Genomic DNA, 26,796 nt, shown 5'->3' on the forward strand with positions numbered 1-26,796 from the left:
TTATTACCACTGCCTAACTCTTATCGATAGACCCTAGCAATAGCAGTATTCTATTGCGTAAAGGTAACAGAAAACGTCACTGGGACTGTCGTCGTTATACTCTTTAGCCCTGCAATTTTTTGTAGCGCAGCTACGCCTTCGGCAAGGCCGAAAGATTCTGCTTTAATAAGTGTAGGAGCAGTAGTAGATACAGTTAGGGTATCGTCGTCTACTTTACTCGCCTTAACCGCAAATGATGTAGGAACGGCTTTTCCATGTAACATCAAAATGCCATCTACTTTCCCGTTAACAACTTGACCCGCTTTCAGGCTCATCATCGACTCAGGTAAATCGGCCTCAAACTTAGCTTGTGCATATTTGCTCACGTTAAAAAGCATCTCTTGCATTCGCTGATTGCGAATATCAATGGCTGTATTAACTGACGATAAGTCTACCGCCACGGAGAGCTTGCCGCTATCAGACAGGGTACCGTCAAAGCTATCAAACTTATGTACTTCAGTGACTTGTGCATTCTTAGTTGATAGGAAATGTAGTGCACTTGTGTCGCCGTCTATTGACCAGTCGGCTGCGGCAGGGAATGCTAGCCCACATGCGAGCAATGCTGCAGATAACGTGCGAATACGTGTAGTCATCATAGGTTACTCCTTTTACTTTTTGGTTCCATCTGGCTTGATTTAACCAATACCAGAGTAATGTGGCCCAGCAACATTACTACGCTATTATACGTAGGTTTATTGCACTGCGCTAAAGAAATAATACGCGCTAGTGCTGATGTGGGTTTACAAAGTCATCATACTGGACTACGTCTTGCCATGGCACCCTTTGATCGCCCATTACTACAAAATCTGGGTTCTCCAGCGAATGACGCTGATTATACGTAAGCGGCTCGAAGTTGGCCGCGGCGATACTCCCGCCAGCTTCAGAAACAATGCATTGAGATGCGCCTGTGTCCCATTCACCTGTGATACCGATACGCATGAATACATCAGCTTTGCCTTCGGCAATAAAGCATGCTTTCAGTGAGCAACTGCCCAGTGGAAGGGTTTGGTATACGCGCTTCGCGCACATTCTGCTGAGTACTTTCTCTCTTGACTGGCGACGGCTAATTGCAATCATCACCACGCTGTTTTTAGGGTCGTCTAGCTTGCGAACGCTTATTGGGTGATCGCCATCAGGGGATGACTTAAACGCACCTTTACCTTTTTGCGCATAATACAGCGATTGTCCTGGTGGCCAGAAAATAACGCCGATAGTTGGCTCATTGTTCTCTATTAGGGCAATGTTGACCGCAAAGTCTCCGCTTCTGGCGATAAATTCTTGGGTGCCGTCGATGGGGTCGATTAACCAGTATCGAGGCCAATGCTTTCGCTCTTCTAAACTTGCGTGTTTGTTTTCCTCTGAGAGGATTGGGATATCAGGCGTTGCAGCTTGTAAGCGCTTGTTGATGATATCGTTTGCTAGGTAGTCTGCACTGGTAACAGGAGAGTCGTCGTCCTTTTGATAAGCGTCAAACTCACCTTTATCGTATACCTCTAGTACGGCTTGACCCGCTTCAATGGCAATGTCTTTCGCAAGTTCTAGTAAGTCGGCATGGGCGTCATCGGGCATTGTTTATTGTTCCTTAAACCACTTTTGAGCTAAAAACAGCGCGGCTATGCAGCGTGCTTCAACAAAGTCTTCTCGTGCAAGTAAAGCATCTGCTTCATCTAAAGGCCAGTGAATCACCTCAAGAGGCTCGGGTTCATCGCCTTCAAGCTGTTTAGGATACAAGTCGCGGGCCAAAACGATGGTCATATTTGCATTGAAAAACGTAGGGGCCATGCTGACCTTATGGAGCTCTATAAGATCGTTCGCTGCAAAGCCCGCCTCTTCTTGTAGTTCGCGATTAGCGGCTTCAATAGCCGTTTCACCTGGGTCTATTAAGCCTTTAGGAAAACCTAGTTGATACGAATGTGTACCGGCAGCATATTCACGAATTAACACCATGGTATTTTCATCAAGCATGGGCACTATCATTACAGCACCCCGGTTTCCGCCCGCCATCCGCTCGAATTCACGGGTAGCGCCGTTCGAAAACTCAAGGTCTAAGCGTTCTACCCTAAAGAGTTTGCTTTGCGCAACGATTTCACGAGAATGAATGTGTGGTAACGGTTTGTTCGGATCGATTTTTGGCATGTCTCTCGCTACAACTTTGTTATCATACTTGTATACAATTTCTTAGCTTACTTCATTATAAGGAAAATCGCTTGCCCTTTCTGCCCTGGAATGAAATAGAAACTGTACTGCTAGATATGGACGGTACTTTGTTAGACCTTCATTACGACAACCAGTTCTGGCTGCACCATTTACCAAAACGGTTAGCTCAGATAAAAGGTATTTCTGAGGCCGAGAGTCAAAAGGAAATGAGCGCGCGTTATGAGTCAGTATTTGGGCAAATTCAGTGGTACTGTTTAGACTACTGGGCTGAAACTCTAGCACTGGACCTAGAAAATGAGTTTATGCCGCTGAAACGAGAGTTGGCGCACTTGCTAGCCCTTCGCGACGATACCATTCCCTTCCTTGATGCACTTCATGATTCAGGTAGGCAGGTAGTGTTAGTAACCAATGCGCATCCAAACAGTCTGGCGCTTAAAATAGAGCATACCCAACTTGATGCGCATATCGACAACCTTATTTCTACCCATGAATTTGGCGTTACCAAAGAGTCTCAGCTTTTGTGGGAGCGGCTACAAAAGAGAGTGCAATTTGATAATAGCCGTACCTTATTTGTCGATGACTCACTGCCTATTTTGAAAGCGGCACAGACGTACGGTATTAAACATTTACTTGCTGTAGATAACCCTGATAGTACCTTGCCAAATCGCAATATTAGCGAATTTCCAGCAGTACGTGATTACCGTTTAATGCTAGAAGATATTAAACGCAGCCCAGTGGGTGATGTTGCAAAAGAACGTTTTTAAAGGACAAATGCAAATGGTTTCTGACACAATTTTTGTAGGGTCGCTGAATCCGGTAAAAATAAATGCTGCGCTCAATACACTTTCTGACACATTAGAGCATGACTTTGACGCCCAGGGCATGGCTGTGCCAATCGGCGTGCCCGAACAGCCAATGAACGAGGATGAAACGCGCCTAGGTGCTATTAATCGGGTGAAGGCCATGCTGGCTCATCATCAAGGCGGTTTAACAGATGCATGGTATGTGGCAATTGAAGGTGGTGTAGATGTATTTGAAGATGGCCCTGCAACCTTTGCGTATGTGGCGATTTACCATGAAGGTCACTGGTCGGTAACACGAAGTGCGAGTTTGCCGCTGCCTGTTAGCGTGTATCAAGCGCTGCAGCGAGGCGAAGAGCTTGGTCCGGTCATGGATAAGCTTTTCGATACGGTAAATATTAAGCAAAAAGGCGGCGCTATAGGGTTACTGACTCTAAATCATGCCTCTAGACAAAGTGTTTATGAAGTTGCGTTGACCCTTGCTATGGCGAAGTTTCATTTTCCAGACTTATATACCGACTAGTCAGGTTAAGTTTCCTTACACTAAATTAGCCATTACCAAACGCAGCATATCGGCCCTCGAACAAAAGTAATCCCCTTGAGGGCCGCCTTTCTTTTCCTGAAGTGCTCGCTCTGAAATCTTTACTGCGATAGGTAATCTTTTCTAATTCCAGTTTTATTCTCAGACTTCATCCTTGCTGTGACCTTGCTCTATGTTGCTGAATATGTTGCGAAAAAAAGTTTTTTGCAATTTGGCTTTCTAGTTGCACCTTCACTTTAACAAACGGATTAAGGAGAGTGACAATGAGTGAGACAATTAATACCTACAACCCTGCTACAGGTGAAAAGATCGATCATTATCATTTGATGTCAGCTGAAGACGCCGAACAAGCGGTAACGCGTTCTCAAGAAGCCTATTTGAACTGGCGCCGTACGTCATTTGAAACTCGAGCCGATTTATTTAATAACCTTGCCAATTTAATGGAAGAGCGCATTGACGACCTTGCCAGCCTAATGACCCGCGAAATGGGAAAAGTGACGGCGCAGGGTAAGCAAGAAGTGCAGCTGTGTGCTCAAATTTGTCGATATACCGCGGAGCATGGCGCATCATTTTTAGAAGACGAGCACCGTATTTTTGAAGGTGGTCGTGCGATCATTACTTACCAGCCTATTGGCGTTATTCTGGGTATACAGCCTTGGAATTTCCCTCTTTATCAGGTTATACGCTACAGCGTATCGAACATCATGGCAGGTAATACGACAGTGCTTAAACACGCTAAAAACGTGTTTGGTATGGCACAAGCCATTCAGCAGATGTACGAAGATGCTGGTTTCCCGAAAAACGTATATCAGTCGTTATTAATTGATGGCGGTACGGCAAGCGACCTAATCAAGCATAAATACGTACGCGGCGTTACCTTCACCGGTAGTGATGAAGTCGGTAAACAAGTTGCGAAAGAGGCCGCGAGTTTATCGAAGAAAACCGTGATGGAACTTGGTAGTAACGATGCTTTCTTAGTACTTGAAGATGCCGATATCGACCATGCGGTAGAAATGTGTATTCAAGGCCGTGTTATCAATAACGGTGAAACGTGTGTAGCGGCTAAACGCTTCGTTATCGTGGATAGCGTTTATGACGAGTTTAGAGACAAGTTCGCAGCACAGTGTAAGAAGCTTAAAGTGGGTGACCCAACGGATGAAAACACTGATCTTGGTCCTATGGCCAGAGAAGACTTGCGAGATGAACTTCATGAGCAAGTGAAAAAGTCAGTAGAAGCTGGGGCGAAACTCACTCTTGGTGGTGAAATTCCAGACTCTAATGGCTACTTTTACCCAGTAACTGTGCTTGAAGACGTATCATCTGGTATGCCGGCTTATGATGATGAACTGTTTGGCCCTGTTGCGTCGTTAATTCGTGCCCGTGATGATAAACAGGCGATGGAAGTTGCGAACGATTCGCGCTATGGCCTAGGTGGCGGTATCTTTAGTACTGATACTGATAAAGCTGTTGCCCTAGCGAAAGACGAATTTGACACCGGCATGGTAAACATTAACGGGTATTCTTTAGCGCAGCCGAACTTACCCTTTGGCGGTGTAAAAGACAGTGGCTATGGCCGTGAGCACGGTGGTTATGGTATGCGTGAATTCGTAAATATCAAAACCATTATGGTAGCGGAGAACGCTGCGGAGTGATCATTAGTTAAGTAAAGCCATTAGCTAATTAATATAATGAGTTAAAAAAATGGGGCACGTCATACGTGCCCCATTTTTGTAAGTCTGCGGCCCTACTCTCAACCTTTCTTAGCTATCACAGAGCTTTCATTGAATGATTTTTCACCCATGTTCGGTCTTTTCCTTTGATATAAATGTATAAATTCTTATGAAGCGATATAGGATGATGGCGATGAAGGTCTTACAAAGACAGATAAGCGGTATAGGATTAAGTGCTGACATTAAGTACAACAAGAGGTCCATTAAGTGCGCGAAGCAAAGCGGTAAGGCGTGCAAGGGCTCGCTAAGTATACTAGCCGCTACTGCTGCGCTGGCATTTTCTTCTGCAGCATTGGCATCGTCTGATGCGCTACTTCATACATCATTGCAATCGGATATATCACCTCATTCATTGTCTCAACAAACAAATAGTGCAAAAAGCGAGAGTGAAGGCGACACCTCTATGGCTTGCGGTAATGTCTCCGTGCAGGTGCTAGGGTCGGGTGGGCCTGAATTGGATGATGGAAGAACCTCTAGCGCTTATTTGGTCTGGGTAAAAAATAAAGCTCGTGTGTTGATAGATGCTGGCAGCGGCAGCAGTGTTCAGTTCGGCGCCGCTGGCGCGTCATTTGAATCACTAGATGTGATTCTACTTTCCCACTTACACACCGACCATTCAGCGGATTTACCCAGCTTCGTAAAAGGTGGCTATTTCACTAATCGCGATAAAAATCTATGGGTAATGGGGCCAGACGGTAACCAAACTATGCCCTCTACTAACGCCTACGTGTCATCGTTAATTGGCGAGAAAGGCGCGTTTAAATACCTGTCTTCTTACACTATCGATGGTCAAGACGACTACACAATATCGGCGAAAAGCATTGCAAATGCCACATTAGAGAAACCCTTTGAATACACAGTGAATAGTGACATTAGCGTTCAATCTATGTCGGTAAATCATGGGCCTATACCAACACTTGCGTGGAAAGTTAAGGCTAACGGGTGTGAAGCGGTATTTTCTGGCGATACTAACGATAAAGAAGGAAATCTAGCGCGCTTTGCTAAAAACGCCGACCTTTTAGTGCTGCACAATGCGATTGACGATAACGCGGGGCGCGTTGCGAAGAACCTGCATATGACACCAACACAAATCATCGATATTGCCGAGCAGTCTAAAGCAAAACGCATTGTGCTGTCTCATATTATGAAGCGCAGCGAATCGGGCTTAGATGCGCTTACCGAGGCTATTACAGTTGTAGCCGAAGGGCGTGTCTACGCTGCTCAAGAATTGATGAATATCGAGTTGCTTGATGACAACTAGCCGCAGTTTCAAGTCAAATACGTAGCTATGGTAGCCTATAACAAGGAGCTTGGTTTTTACGGGTTTTGGATGTTTAAAGCTGAGTTGAATGGGGTTATCAAAAAAATGCAGAGCGTTTGGGCTCTGCATTTTTAATTTGGGCATGTTTAATTCAGAGTAAGTCAGTCAACGCTCAGCGCAAATAGCGCTCGTACTATTAACCGCGCTTTCAACCGTACTTTTCACCGTACTCTTAACCGTACTTTGCTTTTCGGGTACTTAAAATACTGTTCTACTTGTTACTGAGGCGCAAAAGGCAGTGGAATAGGCGTGCCGTTAACGCTGGCTTTGCCGTCTTTAAGCTCCAGTTTTGTTTCGTAACCCTTCTCGGTTTCCTTTATCAAGCCTTGCTGAGCAAAGGTGCTTAACATCATTGGTGTTTGCTGCTCTACCGCGGCTTCGAGTTCTTCTGCTGACATGTTTTGCGCTTGTGGTGTTGCCATCAATTGGCCCATCATATAACCAGACGCTACGCTTTGCGCAAAGGCCTTATCAGCAACTATTTGTGCATCAGCCATGAGGTGTGTTACCCAATAAGCCACATCTTCCATGGTACCCGGTAGCGCATCAATGCCTACTAGCTTAGTATTCGCATGGGCACTAAACGAGCCTTCAGGTAACGTCGCTTTCAGCGTCGTAATGTTAAGTTCGGGTTCGGCTTTCAGCTGTGGAAGTAAGTTAGCCTCGATAAACTCCATCATTTTAGCAGGTACTTCTTCAGAAGGGATCATTAAAGATGTGTTGCTAAAGTCTTGATAAGCCTCGATGAAGTCTACGTCTAAGTTGTTTAGGGCAACGCCTAACACCATATCAGAGGCTTCAAGTTCTGGCCCCACGACCTTATCAATGGCGTATTCTACGTACACATTGGCGGTGTTGTTATCTTTATCAATGTCAGTGTCTGTAATCAGTGCAATATTCTCTAGCTGCACCGTAGCGCCCGCTTCAAGGCCGGAAACTTCCATGGTTTCGATAAGCGCTTCAATTTTAGTTTCAAACAATTCGCCCTTGAAAGCTTCCATCATGCTGCCGTCATAGGCTACATCCATAGATAAATTAGCCATTTTCATTGAAAACTCATCGGCGTTAATACTTAGCGACTCGCCCGAGGACGTATATAAGGTTTGCCCTCCATCAGGCTTCGCTTCACCCGTATAACCGGAAAACAGCAGGGTAAAGCCTTCTTCCTCATTAGTTGCGCTAAGGGCCGGAATGACATCTTCATAGCTTAGACCGCCAAATAGACCAACCACGCCTTCATTGTGATAGATAGACTGTTGCGCATTCCATTGAACGTATTCTCTTAATTCATCGCCATCAATTGACACTGTATAATGAACGCGCCCTAATCCAACGCCGTCACCAAAGTACACAGGACCGTGATGCGCAACCAAAGTAGCGGTAATGTTAGGGTTTTCGTCTAAAGGCATTTCTGCTGCATCGACATTTTGCGCATTGAAAAGCGCTTGAAAGTCTATAGCAAGTTTGATTTCCGCTTTTGTTGAGAACCAGCCTTTGTCGTACGAAAGGACTTCGGCTGAATATACAGCCTGTTCATTAAATCCGTTTACGGCAGCGTTAACATTATCTTCAACGCTAGAACCGATAAAATAAGGGGCAATACCAAGCGCAACTAAAGTCACGCCAGCGCCAGCTAAAAGAGGTTTGTTCATTGTACAATCCTTTGTTGAGTGTGTTTCCTAGTGGCCCTGGTATAAAAACCAGGGCGCATTCTGTGATATTAATTGGGTTTAGTACGTTAAAGCTTTATTGGGATATACCCACTGCTATTAGGCGCACCAAACAAGCGAGCCGCTTGGTGTACTTCGTTGGGCAAGCTATCGTCGGGTTTAAATTTACCGCTAACGCGGATATTTTTCATGTTGGTAGGAATAACCGCGTCCATAGATAAGCTCAACAAGTTAGGCTCGCTTACCATGATGCCAATGTCTTTCCCTTCGCAACGAAGTTTCGCTGAGTAAGTACCGAAATCAATGGGTCCTTGAGTTCCCGCAACCGTCGCGTTTAACCAGTCTCCTGTACCATCTAGCGACTCACACGCTGGACCAAAGGTTAGATCATTTAACGAGACTTTAAAACGTCCGCCAGCGTTGACAGGTAAGGGGAGGCGAACTTGTGCAAGCACTCTATCTACAGGCAGATACAGCGTAAAGTTTTCGGTATTGATCGTATCTTGGCTGAAAAGCCGTGTAGTAACAGGCCCTTCAAACGCGATCTCGTTTTTATCGCGAATATTACCGGCTTTAAGATCTAGCTTAACTTTACCCAATAACATGTGAAGTGGGCTAAGTTCCCATTTCAGGTTATTAACAGGCAAGCCGTTAACCACTAGGGTCTGTGCTTTACCAGAAAATAAGGTGCCACTTACTCCGCTTACCGAGACATTATTCGGCAGTGTTACACGACCAATAACCTGCACTGCGGGCATATAAGCAATAGCAAACAATAGGAAGGCAAGAATTCCGCCTATGATCCAACTAACTTTCGACTTCATGCTTTACCTAACTGTAGTCGGCGAATTTTGATATAGCCCGGCGCATCTGCTTCAGCTATATCGGCTTGAAGAATAACTACGCCCATGTTTTCCATGGCTTTAAGCCATTCCAGAACCGCATTAAATGGCGCTTGGTCCACCCATACCTGCAGTTCATCACCTTGAGGCTGCATACGGGAAATAGCAATATCATGTTGGGCAGTGGTTCGGTTCACCGCTTGCGGTAACGACCCTGAAAACGCCCTTTTGTTGCCCGAACTACGACGTAACTGCTGAGCGCGTGCACCGCTGTCTTTTACCCAAACTAAAAGCGATTGCTGGTTATCAAGTAATTGCTTTTGTTTGTCTAGCGCAGCATTAAGTGGCGACCAAACTGCAAAATAAAACAGTGCTATCACTACCATCACTGCAGAAATTAGCACTAATTTTTGTTCCCGTTCAGTGAGGGCTTTGTATTTTTCTAAAAGCGCGTTCACAACGTACTCCTTACTGAAACTGTACCCACAACGCCATTGTCACGATTATTGATAGCACCCTGTTCAACCACAAAACCGGCGTTTTCAGCGCTGCGTTTAAACTGTTCCAAGGCTTCGAAGTTTTTGCCCTGTGCCTGAATTCGAATTTCCGTGCGGGTAGCATCAAAGCGCAATGTTTGCGGCTTAACGTCGGTGGCTGAAAAAGCCGGTGCAAGCCGATCTAACATAATAAGCATGGAAGCATCCCCACCACCCTGCTCTAACTTGGCAAGCTCGCTTTGTAGCTTTAACCGCACGTTGCGATAGGTACCAATATTTGGGAAACCGGCTTTAACCGCGCTACTTATTTCACTGCTAAGTGCTTGGTTTTGCGACTTTAGCTGATAAAGAGTAACGCCTTTATCTACTAAGCTGGTACACAGTGCAAGTACAGCGAGTACAGCGGCTACACGCCACTGACTTAGCACTCCGGCGCGCTTACGTTTAATCTTGTAATCGCCCTGGCACAAGTTAAAGCTGCTTTGCATGGCTTCTTTAGCCAATACTTGCATGGGCAACTCAAGTGAGGCCTGCGCCTCTTCAATATTCGGTAAACCGCTTAAATCGATACCGGCGTAGTTCGTAATGGTCACGGGCGCTTCTTGCTGCGTAGTAAAGTGCACTAATGTAGGAAGCAACCAAGTTTGTTCACCTTGAACCCCTTTAAACTCGTCTTGGCGAACCAGTAGCTGCTCACCTAAGGTCAGTACCGACCAGCCGTTTTCGGTTATTGGAACAGCGAGTACATCAGGAATAATAGTGTCGCAGAATAACTCTGCTTCGCTTAGCCAAGCTTGCCATTGCTCCATTTTTTCATGGCTAACCACAGCGACAGCTTGGTTGTCGCCGCGCTTAGGGCCAATAGCGAAGAACTGCTGGCTAATGTCGGTAGCCAATTCGTCTTCCAGCATAAATGGAATTGCAGAGATAATTTTACGCCCAGCTTTAGGTGGTAGCTCTACCCATTTAAGCAGAATCTCACTGCTAGGAGCTAGAGCGATAACGCTTCGCTGACCAGCGCGCTCGGTAAGCGTAGATAAGTCTTCTGCACTAGGTAGTTCGCCAGAAGCAATGATCTCGTCTTCAGATTTTGAATAAACGAGCCAGCTTATCGGGTCTGTATAGTTGGCGCCTAAACGCACCAATAATTGTTCCATTAATAGGTTCCCCCAAACTCGCGATTCACAATGCTAACGCCACTATCGGCGCTTGCATGAAACACGGTGGAAAGCTTAAAGGTTGCTTTGTTGTATTGTGTTTTTGTATGCAACATAAAATATTCAGTTTTAACCGTAAACCAATCTTGTCGAGAGCTTGTTAAATTAAGCGCTTGAACAGAGGGCTCGCTTAAAAAATCATTGATTTCGTCCCAGCCGTTTTGCGGGCGGCTGCTGAGTAAACTCGTCGCTTGCTGAATATCAAGCCCCGTTAGGCCTGCTAGTAGTGGTGCATCTTCTTCTTCTAACGTATTAACGTTTATTTTCAATTCACTGTGATCTGGGATCACGCAAACCAAAGGCATTAAATCGTCTAGCCACGCTGGTGATACGCCGTTAACAATACGCAATTCACTTTTTGATGCCAGTGGTCCGTTGGCTGCAAGATATGGAAACTCTCTTGACTCATACTCGCTGTCTTCTGCACCATAGGGGCGCATGCTGTCATCTTCATCAACCCAGTCTGCTAAGCTGTCGCGCAGTGTATCGGCGGTAAAGTTGTCTAGCCCATCTACGTTTAGCGATAGCAACATGGTGTGAAAAGCTTCCATTGCTTCGGTAGTATTACTTGAGGCGCTACTCGATGCACTATTTGCGTTATTCGAGGCACTACCCGACGCTATCGCGTTAAGATTAAAGCAAGCTTGAAGGTCTTCCAAATTAGCCGTTAAGCCGCCGTTTTCTAACGGATAGCTAAATTCTTGTGCCCAAGGTTGGTCAATAGAAATAGTATCTGGGCTTTCCTCTATCAGCGACTGAATTGACTTACGTGCAAAAGCTTCGGCGCCCATGGCGTACCAATAAGCCTGATTATTGTCTTTTAAATTCATGGTGCGCTGTACTTGTAGCTGCAATCGCGTGCCCATTTCTGTAGCTAGCACGGCCACTAGTGCCACAATCATAAGCACAATCATTAACGCCACACCCCTTTGGTTAGCTGGTGGGCTAGACAGCTGGGGCATACACGTCTCAGCCTTGGCGCGCGTATGGTTTTTTAAAAGGCGTCTTCCTGTGTTTGGCATTATGACGATTCACCCGTAGTTAAGGTAAATTCCCTTCGAATTTTGCCAAAGTCTTTACTTACAAATTCTATCGCCACCGCCCGCGGTAGCGCCGCGCCTTTGTAGCTTTCACTCCACGAGATATCTTCTTCATCATCTAACGAACTGCTGTTCGAGGTGGCGAGAAACTCAATTTTTAAACTTTCTACGTCTTCTAGTAGTACTCGTACTTTTGGTTCGTAGCCAATAACATTATCCACGTAATTACTGTAAAGACGCTCAAGCTTGTTCTCTTGAAGCCTGTAGGCAACAAACTGCAAAGTACTTCTTGGCAGCATTAACTGAGGATTGTGCCAACCGCCCCGCACAAAACCAATGCCATCATCATCGCTGTCGTCGGTTTCTCCACCTGCCATTACTACATCTTGCTTTTCTCCGTTTACACGAGAAGCGCGAGGTACTGCCTGTTGAAGATCACGTTCAATAGTGATCATGGCCCTCTGTAGCAATTGGAGCTTAGCAAAGCGCTCTTCAGAAATATCATTGCTGTCGATAACTGTGGTAAGCAATCCCGTTGACGCCAGCCCGATAAGGGTAAATATGGCCATGGCAATCAGTATTTCTATAAGCGTAAATCCGCGCTGCATACTAGTTCCCCGCCGTTGGCTTAGCCACAAAAGTGGTAACCGATGTCACTGAACTTTCGTAGCTTTCGTCTTCGCCTACCGAAACGGTAACTGCACGCAAGTCGTTATCGTTGGTCTTCGCAACGGTTTGTTGCCAGTACCAAGTGCGGTCAGCCATCTCCATGGTGCCTTTTAAATTATTTTTGGGTGGCCAGGTGGTATCAAGCTGAAGCTGGTTAAGTCGATTGCTTGCTACCCAATTGGCAAAAGTGACAGACTCTATTTGGCCAACGCTAGATAAGTGCTCGCCAGCGGCTTTAAGCACGGCGGTGCCTGTTAGTGCGAATATAAGGAGGGCCACCATAACTTCAAGTAGGGTTAAACCACGTTGGTTATGGGGGCTGTTACACGACATGCTCTTGCTAGGCGAATTTACCGAGTTTGTTCTCATACAAGGTGCTTTCATAGTGGTCGCGTTCATAATGGACGCTCCAGGGGACCTTCAAGCACTAAAGGCGGTAAGTCTTGGTTCTGCAAGCTGTAATAGACAGGGTCGTCGCCGTCATCGCCCTCATAATTAAACGATAGGGTAAAAGGTGTTATTTCGCCGCTCGACATAATCAGCACTTGAGGCGGAGGCAGCTTTTTCTCTTCTTCGTTACCTATTTCTACGCCTTCGTCAGAAACACTTAGGTTCTCGTCGAATAATTCTCTGTCAAAGAGTCTATCTTCAACGTCCCACGGAAGGTCGTCTAAATTTAAGGTGAAGGTAAAAGGTTCGGGTAACGTGTAAGGCTCGTAGGTTTTTTCTCCTTCAATACGCTGCCACTCATCATCGTCGTCTAGGTAAACGAAGTAGTATTCGTTTTTGTCAGCTTCAAAACGTACGCCCAGCTGCTGTTGATTTAACACCGCGAAGTCGCTGGCCATATCAATGATCACCTGCAGGCGTTGAGCTTGGGTTTTTAATAGGTCTGACTTACTTGCGCCGAAGGCGTTAAACATAACGTACCCCGCCGCCAAACCCATAAGCAGCAGTACTAGCATGACTTCTAATAAGGTAAAGCCTGCTTTACAAGCCGATGTACTGCCGCGGTAGCGCATATAGGTTAGTTCAAGTATTCGTTGATGTTCCAGTTACCGATGTCATCATCAGTACCCGGCTCACCGTCTGGGCCATTAGAGAAGATATCCACCACGCCAAGCTCTCCCGGGCTAATTAGCGCATATGGGTTGCCCCATGGGTCTTCAGGTAGACGCTTAATAAAGCCGCCTTCTGGATAGTTGCGTGGGATTGGGTCGATAGTCGGCGCTGTCACTAGTGCGTCCAGACCTTGTTCAGTGGTTGGGAAGCGGTTGTTACGCAACTTGTACATCTCAAGCGCACTTTCCATTTGCTGGATGTCTACCGCGGCCTTTTTAAGCTGTGCTTCCTCTTGATTACCCAAAATTTGTGGTGCAACCATTGAGGCCATAATACCGATGATTAGAAGTACGACCATGACTTCAATCAAACTGAAACCAGAACTGCGATTAAGTGTTTTCATTAAATATTCACCATGTTGTTCAATGCTAAAATTGGTTGCAATATTGCCATAACGATAAACAGGACAATACCTGCCATAGATACAATAAGTAAGGGTTCAAATACCTTAAGTGAGACACCAATAAGCGCTTCAAATTCCCTATCTTGATTATCTGCAGCGCGAGCTAGCATTTGCTGTAGCTCGCCAGATTTTTCACCTGATGCAATCATGTGCATCATCATTGGCGGAAACATTTTTGTGTTATCAAGTGCGGCGCGCAAGCTTGAGCCTTCTTTGACGTTGACTGCCGCATCGGCTACTTGATTTTTAATATGCTGATTTTCCAGTACATCGCCTGAAATACGCATAGCTTCGAGTAGCGGCACTGCGCTGGCACTCAATATACTTAAGGTACGAGCAAATCGGGCCGTATTTAAGCCTCTAGACACTTTGCCTATTAAAGGTAGGGTTAAAAGTGCTCTGTGATAGCGCAGCTTCATGTGTTTTTGCTGTAGCACGCGCTGAATAATAACAATAAGTACGCCTATGCCAATTAGCATAAATAAACCGTAGTTCTGAAGCCATGTACTTACGGAAATAAGAAACTGTGTTATGCCCGGCAGGTCTTGCCCCATATGGTCAAACTGGCCAACAATTTTTGGCACGACTACGGTTAACAGCAGTAATACGATACCCATTGCAAAGAACAGCATTAACGATGGGTAAATCATCGCTTGAGTAATTTGGCTGCGGGTTTGCTGCCTGCGCTCTGTGTAATCGGCCAATCGGTTAAGCACGGTATCAAGGTGACCGGATTTTTCACCAGCTGCGACCATCGCGCGGTATAGCTCATCAAAAACGCTGGGAAATTGGCCCAAAGCATCAGCAAGACCGTGGCCTTCCACGACTTTACTGCGTACCGCCATCATCATGTTCTTCTGACGGGGCTTTTCACACTGTTCGGCGACAGCGAGTAGTGCTTCTTCAACTGGAAGTGCTGATTCTACAAGCGTTGCCATTTGGCGTGTAAGAAGCGCTAAATCCGATGCTGAAATACGTGGTTTAAACAGTGAAAAAGAAAGCCCTTTACCTTCGCTTTGAGACCGCTCTGCAACTTGCTCTACTTCTAACGGAATTAAACCTTTTTCACGCAGCTGTTGGCGTACCTGACGTGCGTTATCGCCTTCAAGCACCCCATTTGTATTTTTACCGCGGGCATTAACCGCTTTATAAGCGAATGCCGCCATTTAATCTTCCCTCGTTACTCGAAGCACTTCTTCAAGAGAAGTTTCTCCAGCTAGCACCTTGCTACAGCCGTCTTCACGGATGCTTGGGGTCGAGGTTCTGATATAACGTTCAATAGCTTGTTCGCCCACACCTTCGTGCATCATTTCACGCACTTTTTCATCAACTAATAACAGCTCGTGAATGCCGGTACGGCCACGGTAACCAGTTTGATTACACGCTGCGCAGCCGTGCGGCTTATAGATAGTGGTGTCGCTCGTTGCGCTCTGCCCTAGTACTTCAAGCTCAGAAGCGTCTGGCGTATGGGGCTTTTTACAATCTGAGCACAGGGTACGTACCAGTCGCTGTGACAATACGGCCAATAAGCTCGAAGACAGCAAAAATGGCTCAATACCCATGTCTTCTAGACGAGTAATGGCACCTGCTGCAGTATTGGTATGTAGTGTAGACAGTACCAAGTGACCGGTTAAACTGGCTTGAACGGCAATTTGTGCGGTTTCTATGTCGCGGATCTCACCCACCATGACTACATCAGGATCTTGACGCAAAATAGCGCGAAGCCCGCGGGCAAAGGTCATATCCACACGAGGGTTAACCTGTGTTTGTCCGATACCTGGCAGATCAAACTCGATAGGATCTTCAACCGTTAATATGTTTCTGTCTCGCGAGTTTATTTCAGTTAACCCGGCGTACAGCGTGGTACTTTTACCAGAACCTGTTGGGCCTGTAACCAAAATAATGCCGTGAGGCTTTCTGATAAGGGACGAAAAATGGTTTCGGTTTTGAAGCGTCATGCCCAAATCTTCTAGATTCAAACGAGCATTGTTTTTATCTAAAAGACGCAGCACCACGCGCTCACCGTGACTTGATGGCATGGTAGAAACACGAACATCCACAGCGCGACCGGCAATGCGAAGCGTAATACGACCATCTTGAGGTACGCGTTTCTCAGCAATGTCTAATTTCGCCATAACTTTAATACGCGAAACCAACATGGATGAAAGTTTGCGGTTAGGACGCAAAATTTCCCGCAATACACCGTCTACGCGAAACCGAACAACAAGCTGATTCTCAAAGGTTTCGATATGAATATCCGACGCACCTTCTTTTATCGCTTCGCCCAACATAGCGTTAATAAGCTTGATGATAGGCGCATCATCTTCACTGTCTAACAAGTCTTCAGTGTCTGGCAAGTCTTCGGCTAGTGCGAACAAATCGCTTTCATTACCAAGGTCTTCCATAAGCTGTTTAGCTGCAGAGCTATCGCGCTGAAATGCACTCGTTAATAGGTTTTCAAACTCGTCAGCAGGGATAGTTTTAGGTACAAACGGTTCCCCATAAAAGCGCCTAACTTCGGCGAACACGTCAAATGGCGTATTTTCTGTAAAATACAGAACTGCAGGCGTTTCGTTGGTTTCAAGCAACACCTGATTGCGCTTTGCAAAACTAAACGATAACTGCTTAGGGCCAGCCTCTTCTTCAGGTAAACCTGCTCTTCACCCATGGCTTCTAGGGCTTCTTCTTGCGCCTCTAGTGCTTGAGTAAGTTGTTCATCCGCCATACTACTCGTTACCTTCTTTTTGCTTCTCTTTCTCTGAAAGGTACTCTTCAAATGAAGGTGGTAGGGCAAGCGCATCGTTCCACTCAGGCATGCTCGGCGTTTCAGCCGTTGGCATTAGAGACACGCCTTCTTGCTGACGCTTAAGCTGTAGCGCTCGAATATAGTTGTATTTACGGTGACTGATTGAGTTCATAGTAGCGCCGTCACGCACAATCGTAGGCTTTAAAAACACCATTAGATTACGCTTACGCTTGCTGGTCGACGTGGTTTTGAAAAGGTGACCAAGAATAGGGATATCGCCTAAAAGTGGTACTTTAGACACACTTTCTTGTACGTCTTCATCAATCAATCCACCTAGTACGATAGTACCGCCATCATCAACGATTACTGTGGTTTTGATTTCACGTTTGTTGATAGAAATATCTACCGAGGTTGCACCGCTTACGCTCGACACTTCTTGTTCAATAAGTAGCTGAACAGCGTCGCCTTCGTTGATCTGCGGTGTCACTTTAAGTTTGATACCTACTTCTTGACGGTCGACCGTTTGGAACGGGTTAGAGTTGTTCGCGCCCGTTGTAGTACCGGTAATAATCGGTACTTCCTGACCTACAATGAAAAAGGCTTCTTCATTGTCCATAGTGGTAAGGTGAGGTGTGGCAAGAATATTAGAATTGGTGTCAGTGCTTACCGCTTGGACAACAGCGCCCCAGCCATTTTCGATAACACCGGCAATCAGTCCATTAGCACCACCTAAAAGGCTGGCTAGTGAAGTATAGTCGCCTTCATCGGTGGTAGTAACAGTTACCACTTCACCGTCGTCGGTAACATAGGCTTCAGTGTCTGTATCATCTTCTGCTTGCTTAAGGGCTACGGCTAATGAACCTACAGGAACTACACCGTTGCTAAATTGCGTGCCGCCACCTTGTTCTGAAACCCATTGTACACCTAGCGTTGTGCCATCGCCTTCAAACACTTCTACGATAATAGCTTCAACTTGTACCTGCGCACGGCGAATATCTAGCTGTCGCACCACTTCCTCAAGCGAGCGCATCATATCCGGCTCTGCGGTGATTACGATAGCGTTAGAGTCTTCATGTGCGTCAATGCTGATTTCGCGGTTTGAACTCGCTCGGCGTGACGTAGTACCGCTGCCTTGCTCTTCTGCTTGAATACTGGCCGATACGCCTTGAAGTACCTTAACTAAATCTTCTGCTTTTGCGTAGTTTAAGAACAATACGCGAGTGTTGCCATTGGACTCAAGTTCTTGGTCCATGCGCTGAATAAGGTTAATAAGACGCTGACGTGCTTTAACGTCGCCACTTACGATCACAGAGTTCGTTCTATCGTCAGCGACTACACGAGGCTCAGACTTTGCGCCAGTATTCGCTTTGCCTTGTGATTTGTTGATACTTTCAATAATACGTACCATCTCAGAGGCTGAGGCGTAGCGAAGCTTAACAATCTCTACTTCTTCGTCACCCGCGCGGTCTACGCGCTCGATAATCTCAACTAGTCGATTCACTACCGCAGCGCGGCCTGTCAGCATCATAACATTTGATGGGTCGTGGCTTACTACGTTACCGCCACCTGCTTGGTCATTTAGCTGACGTAAAATAGGAGCCAGTTCACGTACTGGTACGTTATAAACAGGCACTACGCGGGTAATAAACTCATCGCCGTCTTGTTGCGCGCCTTCCACTACGGGAATATTAGAAGTTTTCGCGTCTTTAGAGCGTACAACTTTTAAGATGCCGCTTGGCATTTCAACTACAGCAAAGTCGTAAACTTGGAGTACATTTAGGAAAAACTGATAGTACTGATCTTCATTAAGCATGTCGTAACTGCGTACACTAATTTTGCCGCGTACGTTTGGGTCGACAATAATGGTGCGCTCAAGATTTTTGCCAACAATATTAATGAATTCATTGATGTCAGTATCTTTGAAATTAGGCATGTATTCAGCGGCAGTAACCGAGAAACACAGAAGCGCCGTACACATAGCTGTGCCTAAGCGAGATAATAGTTTATGGCTAGTGCGCCTTTTCATTCTAACTTCCTTCATTTCCTAACATGTCGATGGCTGAATTGCTTGCACAGTTACTGTGCTGACCTGTACACAAACGCTTACTAGTAAAAAGCGAGACGTTACCGTTTTAGTTGTTGTTACGCCTCGGGTAAATCTAAGTAAAGCGTGGTTAAACTGCCATCTCGAATAATCGTTAATTCTATATTCTGTGCATTGCGTAGCTCAGACAGTGCCTCTTGCGATTGTTGCAAGTCGGTAAGGTCTAGCCCGTTAATCTGGGTAATGACATCGCCAGCCTGAAGCCCGGCCGATTTGAATAACTCAGGCTCTTTCCCAGGGCTAACTTGATAACCTATAAGTTGGCCTTCCTCAGTTTTCGGCGATATCGAAATAAAATCTGTAAAGCTAGCAGGCCGTTCACGAAGTGCCGCAGTTGCCTCTAATGCTTCATCGCTAAGCTCGACGCTATCTTCTTCTAATTCATCTTCTGGCTCAGGGCGATTTCTTGCCTGCATTTCACGGCGACGATTAGCTTCGTCGTAGTCAATGCCGTCTAGCATCAGGGTTTCATTTCTTACCCCGTTTTTAATAATGACGCGGTCGTTATACACCTTTTGCAACGTGGCATTGGTGCCTTCGATTTTGTCGCCTAAACCATATACCGCTTGGCTTCCACGATTTTCAATAATCGCAGTACCAGCTTCTTGTTCCGAACTTGCTACTACACCCGTTAAAGTTAGATTCAAACGGGTTTCAGGGGCGTCGGTTACTTCGGCAACGGGTTCAGCAGGTTTAGCTGCCGCATTACCAAATAAATTCAGCTGTTGTATTTTCGCTATGTTGACCCCACTTTTGCCTGATGACGATGAAATAACCGGAGCTCGGCTTACTGTGGGTGTCGCAGATAGTTGAGGTTCAGGTATAATTCGCCACACAAGTTTGGCAGCAAATGCAATTAAATACAGGCTAAGCAGAACCACTACTATGGTATGTAGCTGTTTTTGATGCTGGCTTAGATAAACAACCAGAGATTGTGGATTGGGTTTATTGAATGTCATGCTGCCACTAATGGTACTGCTTTATTATAATATAGTGAATTTTTGGTTAACCGCGCTTTAGCAAACCCATAATAGCCTAGTAAAGGTGAGGGTCAAACACTAAAGCCGCACCATTACGAAATTATTACATGAGCCAATCGGAAAGTAACAATACACCACAAAATGTTAGGCTGGACAAGTGGCTATGGGCTGCAAGGTTCTTTAAGACTCGCGCCATCGCTAGAGATATGGTGCAGTCGGGAAAGGTCCAGTACAACGGGCAACGAGCCAAACCTGGTAAGCATGTAGAGCTTGGTGCCATGATTAAAGTTCCCGCAGGATGGGATATTCGTGAAATAAAGGTGCTAGGCTTAAGTGATAAGCGTTTAAGTGCACCTTTAGCGCAGGCGCTTTTCGAAGAAACGGCTGAAAGTGTAACAAAACGTGAAGAAAACCAAGCCGCACGAAAAATGAGCGCGTTTCACAGTCCTAAACCAGATCATAGACCTGATAAAAAGCAGCGACGACAGATTATTAAATTTAAGCAGCAATAGTGTGCTGCTCAACAGGATCATTTATGAGCGATTTCGATAAATTACACCGCTTCCTATTCACCCAAGCTAACGTTCGAGGCGAATTAGTTCGCCTGGATGAAAGTTTAAAAAACATAGTGCACAGCTATGAATACCCAGTGCAAATTCAAACCTTGCTAAGTGAAATGGCAGCGGCGACTTCACTTTTAACGGCAACGCTTAAATTTAAAGGTGAAATTTCACTGCAAATTCAAAGCAAAGGGCCGGTAAGTTACGCGGTATTAAATGCCACTCACGAACAAACGCTTCGCGGTGTGGCGCGCTGGGACGAGACATTAGAAACATTACCAGAAACGTTTTCTGAGCTGTTGTCGCAGGCCGTATTGGTTATTACGATTACACCAGATGAAGGTGAACGTTATCAGGGTGTTGTAGCTTTAGATAAACCGTCTCTTGCTGAATGTATTGAGGGCTACTTTGCTCAGTCAGAGCAGCTTGCAACCAGCGTTCATCTGATGACAGACATGAGCGACCCTAAAAATGCGAAAGCGTCGGGCGTGTTGTTGCAAGTACTACCTACCGATGCAAGCGCAACTGACGTGTCGCAGGCCAATGAATTTGCTCACATCTCAAAAATTACCGAAACATTGACCAAAGAAGAGATGTTCTCTTTGCCTGTTGAGGACATTTTATACCGTCTTTATCACCAAGAAGATGTGGAAATGTACCCAGCAAAAGACGTATCGTTTGCGTGTTCTTGCTCAAAAGAGCGCAGTGCAGAAGCACTTCGTCATGTAGAGAAGTCTGAACTTCACGCAATTATTGCGGAAGAAGGCGCGATCAAAATGAACTGTCAGTACTGCCATGCAGAATACCGCTTTGACAGTATAGACGTTGAAGCTATTCACAGCGGCAACTTCGACGCTCCTTCTTCTAATCAGTAACTACTTGTTTACTTCTGTGTTAAAGCACCTTCTTTCGAAGGTGCTTTTTTATTTCAGAACACCTCGCAGTATATCTCAATTCATTCGCTCAACACTTCACTTGTGGTCAAAAAATACCCAGCAGTAAGTGTTTAACTTTTCTCCACAGTCACATTTTCCTTTTTCTCCCGGTTTCAGTGAAAGTTTTCACTCGCTGTTTCAAAAAAAATTTAATTTTTTATTTTGAAATTCATCGATCAATATAGGTTTTCTAATCCCTATTTTTGCATTTATATCCAAGGTAAAGGCTTTCTTTGTAATTAATTTACAATATTTATGAAATTAGTATGTTCTAAATAGTGAGTATGCGTTTTATAAATGCTCTAAAGGCCTTGTTTACATTACACTCAAAGAGGTGATACTTTTTTGAAAGTGCTTTTGAAAAATTACATATAGGGTAACAGCCATGACCGCAGCAGCCTCAATTCAAACGGAACTGAAAGTAACGCCACTTATCGACCTGCCAAATGCAGAGCTCATCGAACGCGCCGTATTGCGCGGAGAAGGTGTATTAGACAAAAACGGCGCGCTTGTCGTTGAAACCGGCAAACGTACCGGTCGTTCTCCAAACGACCGGTTTATTGTGAAAGAGCCAACTACCGAAAACGACATCGATTGGGGCAAGGTTAACAAGCCTTTTGACGCCGACAAATTCGATGCACTGTGGGATAGAGTAGAAGCTTATCTTTCTACCCAAGAACACTTTCTTTCACACCTTCAAGTAGGCTCTGACCCTGAACATGCTTTATCTCTTGAGGTAAGAACGCAAACTGCTTGGCAGCACGTGTTTGCTCGTAATCTATTTATTATTCCAGAACAGTGGAATGTGAAAGGTGACCAGCCATGGCAAATCTTAAACGTACCTGGTTTCACCTGTGAGCCAGAGCGTGACGGCACAAACAGCGACGGCACAGTTATCATCAACTTCGCGAAAAAACGCGTATTGCTTGCGGGCATGTGTTACGCGGGCGAAATGAAAAAAGCCATGTTCTCAGTGCAAAACTTCCTGCTTCCAGCAAAAGACGTGCTACCTATGCACTGTTCAGCGAATGTGGGTGAAGAAGGCGATGTGACCTTGTTCTTTGGCCTTTCAGGTACTGGTAAAACTACGCTCTCAGCTGACCCTAAGCGTTTCTTGATTGGTGATGACGAGCACGGCTGGGCACCAGGCAGCGTATTTAATATCGAAGGCGGTTGTTACGCTAAGTGTATCGATCTTTCTCAAAAGAACGAGCCAGTCATTTGGAATGCGATTAAGTTTGGTACTATTTTAGAAAACGTAGTGCTTGATGATACGCGTACACCAGATTACACGGATACATCGCTAACCCAAAACTCACGTGCGGCCTATCCGCTTTCACACATTGAAAAGCGCGTTGCTGAAAACCGAGGCGGCGAACCTCGCTCGGTCGTATTTTTGACCTGTGATGTAAGCGGCGTATTACCTCCGGTTTCTGTACTAACTGAAGAGGCTGCGGCGTATCACTTCCTAAGCGGTTACACAGCGAAAGTAGGCTCTACTGAAATTGGCTCTACTAGCGATATTGAATCAACCTTCTCAACTTGTTTTGGTGCGCCTTTCTTTCCGCGTCCGGCAGGCGTGTATGCTGAGCTTCTGATTAAGCGTGTTAAAGCGTTTGGTGCAAAGGTTTACTTAGTTAATACCGGTTGGACAGGCGGCCCTTACGGCACAGGTAGCCGTTTTGATATTCCTACTACGCGCGCCATCATCGATGCGATTGTATCGGGCAATTTGGCTGATGTTGAAACCCAGCACATTGACGCGTTAAACCTAGATGTGCCAGTGGCAATAGAAGGTGTAGACAGCAATTTGCTTGTGCCACAAAACACGTGGGCAGACAAAGAGAAGTACAACGAATATGCCGCTAACTTAGTTAACGACTTTAAACAGAACTTTGAAAAATATGACGTTAGCGGCGCTATCGTTAAAGCCGGGCCGGGTAACTAATACTCGGTTCGCCCCTTCCCAACGTTCATCACACTCAACGTGATTGATGTTTTGCCCGCACCGTGTTGCGGGCTTTTTTATGCGGATTGGTATTATTAGGCTTTCGAGAACTAGCTGCTTTAATGGCACCTTTAATATTAGAGCATTGAGCTAAACCAATTTGTGGATACTGGAGTAAAGTTGATGTCGGCCTTGTACTGAAAAAGTGCGCTGTCCATATGACTATCTCTTATCCAGTATTTCTGTTTATCAATAGAGATAAGTCTTAGGGTGTAAGGCACGCCGAACGGATCTAAAGGAGCATTTTCGATAAGTAGCGAAGTATCAAAAATACGAATCTCTCTTTGTCTGTTGTTTGGTGGTGGAGTTAATTTGTTTTGAGCATCATAAATAACTGGGATATGTAAATACACAACGCCTCGAGGGAGATTATGTTTACTGACAACCTCAAATAACTCTTCGCGATCAAATCCCGATTGTTGGATGTCCCAACTGGAGTCAATAAATACTGTCGCTAAAGCGACGTTATTATCTCCAACATGAATAAATGCGCTAGGCTGAAATAATCTGACAAAGCAATAAAACCCAAATAAAGATGTAATGACACCAAATAACATCCATCGCATCATTCATTTCGCTTTAGATTAACTTTATTAGGAAAGGTTGGCATCGGCGCACAAAGCATAACGAAGTATTCTCCCATGATTAATAGACTCTCTGTTTATACATCTTTTTATATCAGTAAGTGAGCCAAAGAGATAATCATTAATAAAGCAATTTTTGTTAACAAATTTAACATTATGAATACGTATGTTTATTTAAGTCGAGCAATGCACTAGCTATCATTCACAGTACACAAGTAGGCTTTTAATTAAGTGCGCTTCGCTAGGAAGCATAAAAAAGGTTTTGAGCATGATAGACAGGAAACAGCGTATAGCACTTGCATGTGCTAGTTTGGCATTTTTCTCGGTAAATACGGTAGCCGAAGTTCAAACAGCGACGCTCGAAAAAGCAACGCTAAATATTGATACGGATACCAATGACTTCACGATAAGCGCGTTGCACGATAGTAGCTTTCAAGTAACGTATCTTACTGATGATAATGGCACGCCTTACGCAAATCTACCGTCTATGGCGCTTCCCGAGCCCGCGTTGACTGATGCAACAAAAAACACCGTTAATGATGTAGAGCTAGTTGAAACTGCGACAACCCTAATCTTAAAACTCAATAATATTGCAGCGCATGTTGATAAGGCGACGCACGCTATCAGTTATTCCGTAAACGGCAAAATTGTCGCGAAAGAACAAGGCGGACTAAGTATTTCCAGTAACGGCGTCAGCCTGTCGTTTGCGCTAGATGAAAACGAAAAACTCTATGGTGGCGGCCAGCGCGTACTAGGTATGGACCGTCGTGGTCATAGCATGCCGCTATACAACAAAGCGCACTATGGTTACACCACCTCTTCAAATCAAATGTACTTTGGCTTGTCGGCGGTGATGTCGTCGAAAAATTACAGCGTATTGTTCGATAACACCGCTTCTGGCGAGCTAGATATTGGCAAAACGAACAGCGACGAGTTGCTATTTAAGGCGCAAGGTGGGCGCGCCAGCTACATTATGGTGTTGGGTGAAAACCTAGAAGATACGGTAACGTCTACTGTAGCAGTAACGGGAAAACAGCCGCTTCCACCGCGTTGGCTATTAGGTAACTTTGCTTCTCGCTTTGGCTATAAGTCGCAGCAGCAGGTCATGGATGTTGTCGATCAATTTAATCAACAAAACATACCGGTTGATGCCGTGGTACTAGACCTTTACTGGTTTGGTAAAGACATAAAAGGGCACATGGGTAACTTAAGCTGGGACACAACCACGTTCCCAGAACCTGAAAAAATGATCAGCGAGCTACGCGCTCAAGATGTAAAAACCGTGCTTATAACAGAGCCTTTTATTCTTACCACATCAAAGCAATGGGAAAGCGCCGTTGCCAATAATGCTCTTGCACAAAACGATAACGGTGCGCCGTATACCTTCGATTTTTATTTTGGCAATACCGGCCTTGTTGATGTGTTCAGTGAAGCGGGTCAAGATTGGTTTTGGCAGTATTATGAAAAGCTTGCTGCGCAAGGTGTAGCCGGCTGGTGGGGCGACTTGGGCGAGCCAGAAGTGCACCCTGATGATATACAGCACATTTGGAGTAACGCAGATTTAAGTAATAAAACGGTAAGCGGCGCAGAAGTTCATAATGGTTATGGCCACCAGTGGGCGAAAACCGTATATAACAACTTAACAGAGCTTCAGCCTGATTCGCGCCCCTTTGTGCTGATGCGTTCAGGCTTTTTGGGCAGCCAACGTTATGGAATGGTGCCGTGGACGGGCGACGTAAGCCGAAGCTGGGGCGGGCTTAAGCCACAGGTAGAATTAGCACTTCAAATGAGTGTTTTTGGTATGGCGTATACCCATTCTGATTTAGGAGGGTTTGCTGGAGGCGAAACCTTTGATGCCGAGCTTTATACAAGATGGCTTCAGTTCGGAACTTTTTCGCCTGTGTTTAGACCTCATGCGCAGGATAATATTGCCCCAGAGCCTGTTTTTCATGCCGACCCGGTGAAGTCTATTGCGCGCAAGTTCATTCAGCTTCGTTACGATATGCTGCCGTACAATTATTCATTGGCATTTGAAAATGCACTGAACGGCACCCCGCTAATGCGCCCCTTGGCCATGGAGTACGGTGAAAGCGATTGGTTTGAGAACGCTGACAGCTATCTATGGGGCGACGCGCTGTTGGTTTCACCCGTGACTAGCCCTGATCAGAACCAATGGACGACAGTTCTTCCTGAAGGCGTTTGGTTCGACTTTTTCTCAAACACCAAATACCAAGGCGGGCAAACGGTAGATTACCCGTTAACCCAAGAAAACTTCCCTGTATGGGTTAAAGCAGGCGCCTTTATGCCCATGTCAAAAGGGCTTGATCGTACCGAGCAGTTTAATGCTCGCCAGCTAGAGATACATTACTGGCACGATAGCTCTGTAGCTTCATCTTCTTACACCTATTACGAAGATGACGGTAAGAATCCAGCGTCTGTTGAAAAAGGTTTGTACACTAGTTTACAGCTACGCTCGTCAGTTGATGATAACGCTGAGTTAACCCTTTCTGTTGGCAGTGACGGCAGCTATATCGGTATGCCGAAGAAGCGCAACATCACCTACGTGGTGCACGGCTTTAGTCAAAAACCTTCGCGTGTTTTGATTGATGGCCATAGCGTGCCAGTTGCATGGGATGAAAAAGGGAAAACGCTTTCGCTTGCATTTAACTGCGACTATCAGCAGTCTGTTGAAGTTGTGATCATGCGATAATGTAAGTTGTGCTCATGAGATAAGAAAGGGCCCTGATCTGTCTTACTAGGCAGTTTTCCCAAGGGCACACTTTCTAAGTTAAGGGCGCTACCTAGATTGTGCCCTTACAACTACATCCGCT

At 45.5% G+C, this 26,796-nt stretch carries 24 protein-coding genes and 1 pseudogene; 8 read left to right on the forward strand and 17 right to left on the reverse strand.

What is annotated here, in order from left to right:
* Positions 1-50: 50 nt before the first annotated feature.
* From ACXACS_RS02300 to nudE, 3 genes are all read right to left on the reverse strand, one after another.
* Positions 51-635 (reverse strand): YceI family protein, encoded by a 585-nt coding sequence (locus ACXACS_RS02300; RefSeq protein ID WP_474803569.1) that lies wholly within the window; start codon positions 633-635, stop codon positions 51-53.
* 127 nt (positions 636-762) lie between these two features.
* The gene (gene cysQ / locus ACXACS_RS02305; protein WP_474803572.1) at positions 763-1,608 is read right to left on the reverse strand and encodes a 3'(2'),5'-bisphosphate nucleotidase CysQ; all 846 of its coding nucleotides are present in this window, start codon (positions 1,606-1,608) and stop codon (positions 763-765) included.
* Between the two features lie 3 nt (positions 1,609-1,611).
* On the reverse strand, positions 1,612-2,175 hold the full coding sequence (gene nudE, locus ACXACS_RS02310; protein WP_179985011.1) for an ADP compounds hydrolase NudE: 564 nt from the start codon (positions 2,173-2,175) through the stop codon (positions 1,612-1,614).
* A gap of 71 nt (positions 2,176-2,246) precedes the next feature.
* Here nudE and yrfG point away from each other — a divergent pair, with 71 nt between their 5' ends.
* The 4 genes from yrfG to ACXACS_RS02330 all read left to right on the forward strand — a co-directional run bounded on the left by yrfG (position 2,247) and on the right by ACXACS_RS02330 (position 6,528).
* Positions 2,247-2,960: a GMP/IMP nucleotidase gene (yrfG, locus tag ACXACS_RS02315; protein ID WP_474803576.1), complete on the forward strand. Its 714-nt coding sequence runs from the start codon at positions 2,247-2,249 to the stop codon at positions 2,958-2,960.
* Positions 2,961-2,967: 7 nt separating this feature from the next.
* Entirely contained in the window at positions 2,968-3,519 is a 552-nt protein-coding gene (gene yjjX / locus ACXACS_RS02320) for an inosine/xanthosine triphosphatase (protein WP_474803579.1), read from the forward strand.
* 281 nt (positions 3,520-3,800) lie between these two features.
* Complete coding sequence (locus tag ACXACS_RS02325; protein WP_474803582.1) at positions 3,801-5,189, forward strand: NAD-dependent succinate-semialdehyde dehydrogenase; 1,389 nt, start codon at positions 3,801-3,803, stop codon at positions 5,187-5,189.
* Between the two features lie 211 nt (positions 5,190-5,400).
* Entirely contained in the window at positions 5,401-6,528 is a 1,128-nt protein-coding gene (locus ACXACS_RS02330) for an MBL fold metallo-hydrolase (RefSeq protein WP_474803585.1), read from the forward strand.
* Between the two features lie 278 nt (positions 6,529-6,806).
* On the opposite strand, the gene ACXACS_RS02335 is transcribed toward ACXACS_RS02330, so the two are convergent.
* The 13 genes and pseudogenes from ACXACS_RS02335 to gspC form a co-directional block, all read right to left on the reverse strand.
* A complete protein-coding gene (locus ACXACS_RS02335; protein ID WP_474803588.1) occupies positions 6,807-8,240 on the reverse strand; it encodes a YdgA family protein in 1,434 nt (477 codons plus the stop codon).
* An 86-nt stretch (positions 8,241-8,326) separates the two neighbouring features.
* Positions 8,327-9,082 carry a type II secretion system protein N gene (locus ACXACS_RS02340; RefSeq protein ID WP_474803591.1) on the reverse strand — a complete coding sequence of 252 codons (756 nt, stop codon included), beginning with the start codon at positions 9,080-9,082 and terminating at the stop codon, positions 8,327-8,329.
* Positions 9,079-9,558, reverse strand: a complete 480-nt coding sequence (gene gspM / locus ACXACS_RS02345) for a type II secretion system protein GspM (RefSeq protein WP_474803594.1) — start codon at positions 9,556-9,558, stop codon at positions 9,079-9,081. The genes ACXACS_RS02340 and gspM overlap by 4 nt, the downstream gene beginning before the upstream one ends.
* Positions 9,555-10,754, reverse strand: coding sequence for a type II secretion system protein GspL (gene gspL / locus ACXACS_RS02350; RefSeq protein WP_474803597.1), 1,200 nt, complete (start codon positions 10,752-10,754; stop codon positions 9,555-9,557). Before gspL ends, gspM begins: the two co-directional genes overlap by 4 nt.
* Positions 10,754-11,776, reverse strand: a complete 1,023-nt coding sequence (gspK, locus tag ACXACS_RS02355) for a type II secretion system minor pseudopilin GspK (RefSeq protein ID WP_474803600.1) — start codon at positions 11,774-11,776, stop codon at positions 10,754-10,756. Before gspK ends, gspL begins: the two co-directional genes overlap by 1 nt.
* 59 nt (positions 11,777-11,835) lie before the next feature.
* On the reverse strand, positions 11,836-12,462 hold the full coding sequence (gene gspJ / locus ACXACS_RS02360) for a type II secretion system minor pseudopilin GspJ (RefSeq protein ID WP_474803603.1): 627 nt from the start codon (positions 12,460-12,462) through the stop codon (positions 11,836-11,838).
* Between the two features lies 1 nt (position 12,463).
* Complete coding sequence (gene gspI, locus ACXACS_RS02365) at positions 12,464-12,856, reverse strand: type II secretion system minor pseudopilin GspI (protein ID WP_474809191.1); 393 nt, start codon at positions 12,854-12,856, stop codon at positions 12,464-12,466.
* 62 nt (positions 12,857-12,918) lie between these two features.
* Entirely contained in the window at positions 12,919-13,545 is a 627-nt protein-coding gene (gspH, locus tag ACXACS_RS02370; RefSeq protein ID WP_474803606.1) for a type II secretion system minor pseudopilin GspH, read from the reverse strand.
* A gap of 5 nt (positions 13,546-13,550) precedes the next feature.
* On the reverse strand, positions 13,551-13,988 hold the full coding sequence (gene gspG / locus ACXACS_RS02375) for a type II secretion system major pseudopilin GspG (protein ID WP_012520130.1): 438 nt from the start codon (positions 13,986-13,988) through the stop codon (positions 13,551-13,553).
* Positions 13,988-15,214 (reverse strand): type II secretion system inner membrane protein GspF, encoded by a 1,227-nt coding sequence (gspF, locus tag ACXACS_RS02380; protein ID WP_474803610.1) that lies wholly within the window; start codon positions 15,212-15,214, stop codon positions 13,988-13,990. Before gspF ends, gspG begins: the two co-directional genes overlap by 1 nt.
* Positions 15,215-16,773: pseudogene (gene gspE / locus ACXACS_RS02385) on the reverse strand (type II secretion system ATPase GspE).
* 1 nt (position 16,774) lies between these two features.
* Positions 16,775-18,820, reverse strand: a complete 2,046-nt coding sequence (gene gspD / locus ACXACS_RS02390) for a type II secretion system secretin GspD (RefSeq protein ID WP_474803613.1) — start codon at positions 18,818-18,820, stop codon at positions 16,775-16,777.
* Between the two features lie 116 nt (positions 18,821-18,936).
* Complete coding sequence (gene gspC / locus ACXACS_RS02395) at positions 18,937-19,857, reverse strand: type II secretion system protein GspC (RefSeq protein WP_474803616.1); 921 nt, start codon at positions 19,855-19,857, stop codon at positions 18,937-18,939.
* A 128-nt stretch (positions 19,858-19,985) separates the two neighbouring features.
* Here gspC and hslR point away from each other — a divergent pair, with 128 nt between their 5' ends.
* The 3 genes from hslR (at position 19,986) to ACXACS_RS02410 (ending at position 23,321) form a co-directional block, all read left to right on the forward strand.
* Positions 19,986-20,390 carry a ribosome-associated heat shock protein Hsp15 gene (hslR, locus tag ACXACS_RS02400; RefSeq protein ID WP_179984995.1) on the forward strand — a complete coding sequence of 135 codons (405 nt, stop codon included), beginning with the start codon at positions 19,986-19,988 and terminating at the stop codon, positions 20,388-20,390.
* A 23-nt stretch (positions 20,391-20,413) separates the two neighbouring features.
* Positions 20,414-21,313 carry an Hsp33 family molecular chaperone HslO gene (hslO, locus tag ACXACS_RS02405; RefSeq protein ID WP_474803621.1) on the forward strand — a complete coding sequence of 300 codons (900 nt, stop codon included), beginning with the start codon at positions 20,414-20,416 and terminating at the stop codon, positions 21,311-21,313.
* Between the two features lie 445 nt (positions 21,314-21,758).
* A complete protein-coding gene (locus tag ACXACS_RS02410; protein WP_474803624.1) occupies positions 21,759-23,321 on the forward strand; it encodes a phosphoenolpyruvate carboxykinase in 1,563 nt (520 codons plus the stop codon).
* A gap of 137 nt (positions 23,322-23,458) precedes the next feature.
* Here ACXACS_RS02410 and ACXACS_RS02415 read toward each other — a convergent pair whose 3' ends face one another.
* Positions 23,459-23,950: a hypothetical protein gene (locus ACXACS_RS02415; protein WP_474803627.1), complete on the reverse strand. Its 492-nt coding sequence runs from the start codon at positions 23,948-23,950 to the stop codon at positions 23,459-23,461.
* Between the two features lie 283 nt (positions 23,951-24,233).
* On the opposite strand from ACXACS_RS02415, the gene ACXACS_RS02420 reads away from it, so the two are divergent.
* Positions 24,234-26,675 (forward strand): TIM-barrel domain-containing protein, encoded by a 2,442-nt coding sequence (locus tag ACXACS_RS02420; RefSeq protein ID WP_474803630.1) that lies wholly within the window; start codon positions 24,234-24,236, stop codon positions 26,673-26,675.
* Positions 26,676-26,796 lie beyond the last annotated feature (121 nt).

The organism is Alteromonas sp. AWM4_230, assembly GCF_056158305.1.

What these genes read in the sequence shown, in the direction of transcription:
- ACXACS_RS02300 (WP_474803569.1), bottom strand. Translation starts at nt 635, where the DNA reads ATGATGACTACACGTATTCGCACGTTATCTGCAGCATTGCTCGCATGT.
- cysQ (WP_474803572.1), bottom strand. Translation starts at nt 1,608, where the DNA reads ATGCCCGATGACGCCCATGCCGACTTACTAGAACTTGCGAAAGACATT.
- nudE (WP_179985011.1), bottom strand. Translation starts at nt 2,175, where the DNA reads ATGCCAAAAATCGATCCGAACAAACCGTTACCACACATTCATTCTCGT.
- yjjX (WP_474803579.1), top strand. Translation starts at nt 2,968, where the DNA reads ATGCAAATGGTTTCTGACACAATTTTTGTAGGGTCGCTGAATCCGGTA.
- ACXACS_RS02325 (WP_474803582.1), top strand. Translation starts at nt 3,801, where the DNA reads ATGAGTGAGACAATTAATACCTACAACCCTGCTACAGGTGAAAAGATC.
- ACXACS_RS02330 (WP_474803585.1), top strand. Translation starts at nt 5,401, where the DNA reads ATGAAGGTCTTACAAAGACAGATAAGCGGTATAGGATTAAGTGCTGAC.
- ACXACS_RS02335 (WP_474803588.1), bottom strand. Translation starts at nt 8,240, where the DNA reads ATGAACAAACCTCTTTTAGCTGGCGCTGGCGTGACTTTAGTTGCGCTT.
- ACXACS_RS02340 (WP_474803591.1), bottom strand. Translation starts at nt 9,082, where the DNA reads ATGAAGTCGAAAGTTAGTTGGATCATAGGCGGAATTCTTGCCTTCCTA.
- gspL (WP_474803597.1), bottom strand. Translation starts at nt 10,754, where the DNA reads ATGGAACAATTATTGGTGCGTTTAGGCGCCAACTATACAGACCCGATA.
- gspK (WP_474803600.1), bottom strand. Translation starts at nt 11,776, where the DNA reads ATGCCCCAGCTGTCTAGCCCACCAGCTAACCAAAGGGGTGTGGCGTTA.
- gspJ (WP_474803603.1), bottom strand. Translation starts at nt 12,462, where the DNA reads ATGCAGCGCGGATTTACGCTTATAGAAATACTGATTGCCATGGCCATA.
- gspI (WP_474809191.1), bottom strand. Translation starts at nt 12,856, where the DNA reads ATGTCGTGTAACAGCCCCCATAACCAACGTGGTTTAACCCTACTTGAA.
- gspH (WP_474803606.1), bottom strand. Translation starts at nt 13,545, where the DNA reads ATGCGCTACCGCGGCAGTACATCGGCTTGTAAAGCAGGCTTTACCTTA.
- gspG (WP_012520130.1), bottom strand. Translation starts at nt 13,988, where the DNA reads ATGAAAACACTTAATCGCAGTTCTGGTTTCAGTTTGATTGAAGTCATG.
- gspF (WP_474803610.1), bottom strand. Translation starts at nt 15,214, where the DNA reads ATGGCGGCATTCGCTTATAAAGCGGTTAATGCCCGCGGTAAAAATACA.
- gspD (WP_474803613.1), bottom strand. Translation starts at nt 18,820, where the DNA reads ATGAAAAGGCGCACTAGCCATAAACTATTATCTCGCTTAGGCACAGCT.
- gspC (WP_474803616.1), bottom strand. Translation starts at nt 19,857, where the DNA reads ATGACATTCAATAAACCCAATCCACAATCTCTGGTTGTTTATCTAAGC.
- hslR (WP_179984995.1), top strand. Translation starts at nt 19,986, where the DNA reads ATGAGCCAATCGGAAAGTAACAATACACCACAAAATGTTAGGCTGGAC.
- hslO (WP_474803621.1), top strand. Translation starts at nt 20,414, where the DNA reads ATGAGCGATTTCGATAAATTACACCGCTTCCTATTCACCCAAGCTAAC.
- ACXACS_RS02410 (WP_474803624.1), top strand. Translation starts at nt 21,759, where the DNA reads ATGACCGCAGCAGCCTCAATTCAAACGGAACTGAAAGTAACGCCACTT.
- ACXACS_RS02415 (WP_474803627.1), bottom strand. Translation starts at nt 23,950, where the DNA reads ATGATGCGATGGATGTTATTTGGTGTCATTACATCTTTATTTGGGTTT.
- ACXACS_RS02420 (WP_474803630.1), top strand. Translation starts at nt 24,234, where the DNA reads ATGATAGACAGGAAACAGCGTATAGCACTTGCATGTGCTAGTTTGGCA.